This window comes from Streptomyces tropicalis (assembly GCF_029269835.1).
Lineage (GTDB): Bacteria > Actinomycetota > Actinomycetes > Streptomycetales > Streptomycetaceae > Streptomyces > Streptomyces tropicalis.
The window spans coordinates 1-4,790 of sequence record NZ_JARJBB010000062.1; the positions used below are offsets into that span (position 1 = coordinate 1).

A 4,790-nucleotide genomic window follows, 5' to 3' on the forward strand; every position below is an offset into this window, starting at 1 on the left:
CTCTGTCAGCCCTGGCCGAGAAGCGCCGCGCCCACGCACAACAGGTCGAGCACAACCGAGTCCACATCCTCGGCCTGGCCGCGTCGCCGCCCGTACGCATCGGCCACACCGCAACAGGCACCTGCGTGGTCCACGTCCGCTGCTCCTGCCCCCACGTCGAAAGGCTCGCCGCGCACTACGAGCACGTATCCCTGGCGGCAGACGCATGGCTTGACGAAGACCCCACCACACACTGGGAGTTCTGCCCGACCTCCCCGACCCAGATCACCACTGAAAAGGGAACCGGCCGCCTGACCAGCACCTCTCGCAACGACAAGGGCCAGGCTGTCGTACGGCTCCAGCACACCGACGGGCGCGGCGAGGTCATTGCCCTTATCCGGGTGAGCGACATGATCTGAATTCGCTCCCGCCTCCCACCAGCCGGCCCATGATGGCCCCCGCCTCGCGGGCACGCGCTCGACCGCCCCGCCACCGTGTGGTGGCGGGGCATCCCCGCCCCCCGCCCCGCCGGGCATCCACCGCCGGGACGACATCTGTCGATCGCCCGGAAACAGTCCTTCCGTGCTGGTGAGAAGCAGGTTGTGGGGCTTGGTGTGCCAACGCCGAATGTGCCGTCATCGCCCGGCCAAACCAGGCCGCGCTCCCCACCTCCGCGCCCCTGAAAGGGAATTGCCGCGATGACGGTCCTGTTCGACGGCCCCACCTCAGTGCACTTCTTCACCGGCGGCTGCGGTGACATGCGTGGCTTCACCGACGCCGGATTCCTCTCCCTCTACGCCGCGAACCACCACCCGGCCAGTGTGGAGACCGCGCGCATCAACTGGCCCGGCCTCTTCGTGAACCCGGCCGACGTACAAGCCATCGACATGCGCTGCGTGCCCTCAGCCCAGGTGCTGGTCGCGTCGCCGATCTGCACGGAGGCATCCCCGGCTGGCGGCAAGGCCGCCCCGCGCAAGGCCGTGGAACTGGACGAGAACGGCCGCCCGAAGCCGGGCCCGGACTGGCCGCAGACCCGCATCACCATGTGGGAGCCCGTCCGCTACGCCGAGGTCCACCGCCCCATGGCCTACGTCGGCGAGAACGTCGCCCAGTTCGGCACCTCGCCATTGTTCAAGGCATGGCTGACCGTCTGGGAAGCCCTCGGCTACACCCCGGTCATTGCGTCGGTGAATGCCGCTCACCTCAAGGTCGACGGGATTCCTCCGCTGCCGCAGTCCCGGGACCGGGTGGTGTGGTGCTTCCTTCGCAACGACATCGCCGAGGCCAACGGACTGCCCGACCTCCGGCCGACCTGCGACGCCATGTGCCCCACCTGCGGCCCGGTCGAGGGCGTCCAGCACTGGAAGAAGAACCCCGAATTTCCCGTCGGCGAGTACGGCCGCAAGAACCGGCAGTACTACTACGTGTGCCCCAACGCGCGCTGCGGAGCGTATGTCGAGCCCATCACCCGCGGCATCGGCGAAGTCATCGATCACACCGTGCGCGGCTCCCGGTTCGGCGACGGCTACTACGACCACTTCACCGGCGGCCACGTCCCCTACGTGCAGGCCACCCGAAACCGAGTCGCCATCGGCCTGGAGAAGTACCGCGGCAAGCCGTTCATCGTCACCCTGCGCAACCACTGCGACGCCAGCTCACTCGATGACCCGATCGGCACGCTCACCGCCAAGGGCGGCGGCCACCACTACCTCGCACGCCCCACCGCGGACCTGAGCATCGACGAGTGCGAGTACCGGCCGCTCACGACCCGCGAGAAGGCCAGGGCGCAGGGCTTCCCCGACCACCACATCTTCGCCGGGGAGGAAGACGACCTCCGCCTGCAGGTCGGCAACGCCGTCCCCGTCAACGTCGCAGCCTGGCTCGCCCGGCGCGTCAAGGCTGTCCTGCCCCGCTGATCCACCCCCGGGAAGAACTCCCACGCCACGCCGCCCCCGCGCCCACCGGCCCGGGGGCGGCGGCAGTATGCCCGCCGCTCCGGGGCCAACCACCACCGCTCCGGGCCCAGCCCCTGTGCCCCGCTCTGCTCTCCCATCCACCGGGGTTGCGGTCCTAACCCCGCCGGACCGCACCTTGTGGTCAGCCGAAACGCCCCGCACCAACCACGGTGCCCGACGGCGACCGGCACCGCCGGGCCGCGCATCTCCGCGCCCCGGTGCGCGCATCGCGCAGCCCGGCCTTCCGGCCAACCCCCGGCCCTCGCCGGGACCGGCCAGCAACCCTGCCCACGCCGCCGAGCCCTCCATCCCACCCAGACACCGAGCCGGGTGCCGGGGCCGTGGCGCGGCCATCAGCGGTGACCCACACGCGAACGGAGAGAAGGACCGTGAAGCACACCCGCCAGACGATCGCCACCCGCGTCAGCATCGACGGCATCCTCGGCCCGCTTGACTGCACTCTGGACCCGTCCAACCGGTGGAACGGCTGGCTGAGCCCCCATTTCACCCTCGACGCAGCCCGCGAGCTGTCCGCTCAGACGCTTCGCCTTGCCGAAGAGGACGGGTACGACTGCGTCGACACCATCCACGTCATCGAAGGGCGCGCCGACAGCCAGGACACCGTCCACCTCCTCGAAGGAGGCCCCCGCCGCCACTACGACGAGGAAGACGACACAGAGGAAAACCTCGCCATCGCCGTCCGCATCCCCTGGCGGTCCCTGAGCCGGGGTGCGACCGCCACGATCGCCCCCGCTACCCAGCAGGCCCGCAAGGCGGCCCGCAAGCGCAAGATCACCGGACGCGGCGCCCCGCGCGCTGTCGTCGTACACATCCGCTGGCAGTACCTGGATGAAGGCAGCGACACAGCCGCCAACATCGTCCGCCCCGACGACGAGGGTCTGTACCCGATCGGTGGATGGGAATGGACCTGGAGCTTCGCCTCTTGGTGGTGTGCGTGTGGCCAGGACAGCGTCTGGCACGAGACCCAGTGCCCGTGCGGCCTCACCCGAGACGCCCAGCCGAAGACCCCGCTCGGAACTGCGGGCGTCGAGGTCGGCAAGATCCTCCGCGCCGTGACACCCCAGGCGACTTCGGCCCTGGTCGACATCACCGGCCTCGCCCGCGTGTGCGCCGTATTCGCCGGAGACAGCGAGATCGACACGGCCGACGACACCGGCCCGTTCGACACCGAGACGCTCGGCTGGGCCGACGAGGTGCTGCGCATGGCCATGGACAACGCCGTCCCCGAGGACATCGTCGCCTCCGGCTGGGAGCTCGTCCCCGACGAGAGGTCCGCAGCCCTGTACCGGATCACCTTCCCTGCGGCGCTCGCAGACTGACCGGCCGGGTCCCGCTCCGAACAACCTGCCCGGAGCGGGACCGGCCCCCTGCCGGCCCACCACCCGGACCACCCGGGATCGCGGCTCTAGGCGACCCGGTCCCGAACTCATGACCCCGCGCTAGTCAGCTCCGGCTCTGATCAGAACCGGACCAGTGCCCCCGCACCACTTCGAGGAGCAATGCCCGCTCGTCTCCGGCACCCACCCCTGGGTGCCCGAGACGAGCGGGCATTCGTCGCTGATGCACACCCTCAACTCCGCGTCGCATGCCTGCGCTTGCCCAGCTTGCCTGCCGGTCCCTCACCGTACCCGCGTCCGGCAACCCAGCCGATGCGCACCCATACGAGAGGACACCACCCACATGATGACCCCGCCGCCCGACATGTATCCCGGTTGCACCTGGGCCGACCGGCCCGTGACCGCCACCACCGTCTTCGGCATCGGCACAGCGGCGACCGTGGAACCCCGAACAGGGCTGACCACCCGCTACACCGTCCACGCCTATGACCCGCTCACCGAAACCGCGCTCGTCAACCCCGACCAGCGGGAGGACCGCGCGGGCGTCGTGCGCTCCGTTCCACTTCAGGAGCGCACCCGCCGCCAAATGGCGGTCGGCGACCTCGACGAACTGCGTCTCGTCCACCGCAGGACTCGCGACGACACCACACAGCTGCATACCAACCACTGCCGCCACGTCATCAAGGCAGCGTTCACCGCCGGGGGAGACCGAGGCGTTCCCAGCCATCGCCGGGTGTACCGGATGTGGATGCAGACGACCGAAGAGCGCACCTACAGGTTCATCGTCCGCGCGCCGTCCCAGCAAGCTGCGTACGCCCTGGCCCGCTCCTGGTGGCAAGGCTCTCCAAGCTCCACCGGATATGTCGGCGGCCACCTGGAGGACGGCGAGCTCATCGACTTCCTGAGCTGTGAGGGCGCCCGTGACATGCCAGTTTGGCCCTACGCCGACGCGATCGCCGACCCGGTCTAGCGCCCTCTGCCCCACCCCGGCTGTCTGGCTCCACGACGGCCGGGGCGCTCGCCTCCCAGTCACCACACGCTGACCCGACCACTGCAGTTGCCCGGCTAACCCACCACGCCACGACGGTCCCCGTGCTGCGGCTGATCGCCGCTTCTCCTCATCCAAGCTCCCGAAAGGGGCCGTCCGTTCATGATCAAGTACACGCTGCGCGTACGTGACTTCGCAGTCCAGGCCGCGAACCTCACCTCCGAGCCAGGCCTCACCGGCTCCGCGCAGACCCCGACGGTCGACGATCCGCTCAACCCCACCTGCGTCACCGTCTACACCGCCACCGGAGCGGCTGCCGCGCTGCGCATCGCCCAGCGCCACCTCAACCTCGTCCACGCCAGGCTCGCCTACAACAACCCTGGCTCCGTCCACCGCACCGCCACCGACACCGTGTACGCCGAAGCGCGCTCTTGCGCCGAGACCCTTACACCCGAACAGCGCCGAGAGGAGAGCTTCCACGCCCTCCACAGCGACGATGACGCCCTACGG

General features: G+C 69.8%; 4 protein-coding genes and 1 pseudogene. All 5 read left to right on the plus strand.

What is annotated here, in order from left to right; all coding sequences use genetic code 11:
• Positions 1-398, plus strand: a pseudogene (locus tag P3H78_RS32705) (hypothetical protein); the annotation flags it as partial.
• Between the two features lie 279 nt (positions 399-677).
• The gene (locus tag P3H78_RS32710) at positions 678-1,895 is read left to right on the plus strand and encodes a DNA cytosine methyltransferase (RefSeq protein ID WP_276112815.1); all 1,218 of its coding nucleotides are present in this window, start codon (positions 678-680) and stop codon (positions 1,893-1,895) included.
• Between the two features lie 428 nt (positions 1,896-2,323).
• The gene (locus tag P3H78_RS32715; protein WP_276112816.1) at positions 2,324-3,274 is read left to right on the plus strand and encodes a hypothetical protein; all 951 of its coding nucleotides are present in this window, start codon (positions 2,324-2,326) and stop codon (positions 3,272-3,274) included.
• Between the two features lie 361 nt (positions 3,275-3,635).
• The gene (locus P3H78_RS32720; RefSeq protein ID WP_276112817.1) at positions 3,636-4,262 is read left to right on the plus strand and encodes a hypothetical protein; all 627 of its coding nucleotides are present in this window, start codon (positions 3,636-3,638) and stop codon (positions 4,260-4,262) included.
• A gap of 180 nt (positions 4,263-4,442) precedes the next feature.
• Positions 4,443-4,790: hypothetical protein (locus tag P3H78_RS32725; protein ID WP_276112818.1), on the plus strand; the 348-nt coding region annotated here is incomplete at its 3' end.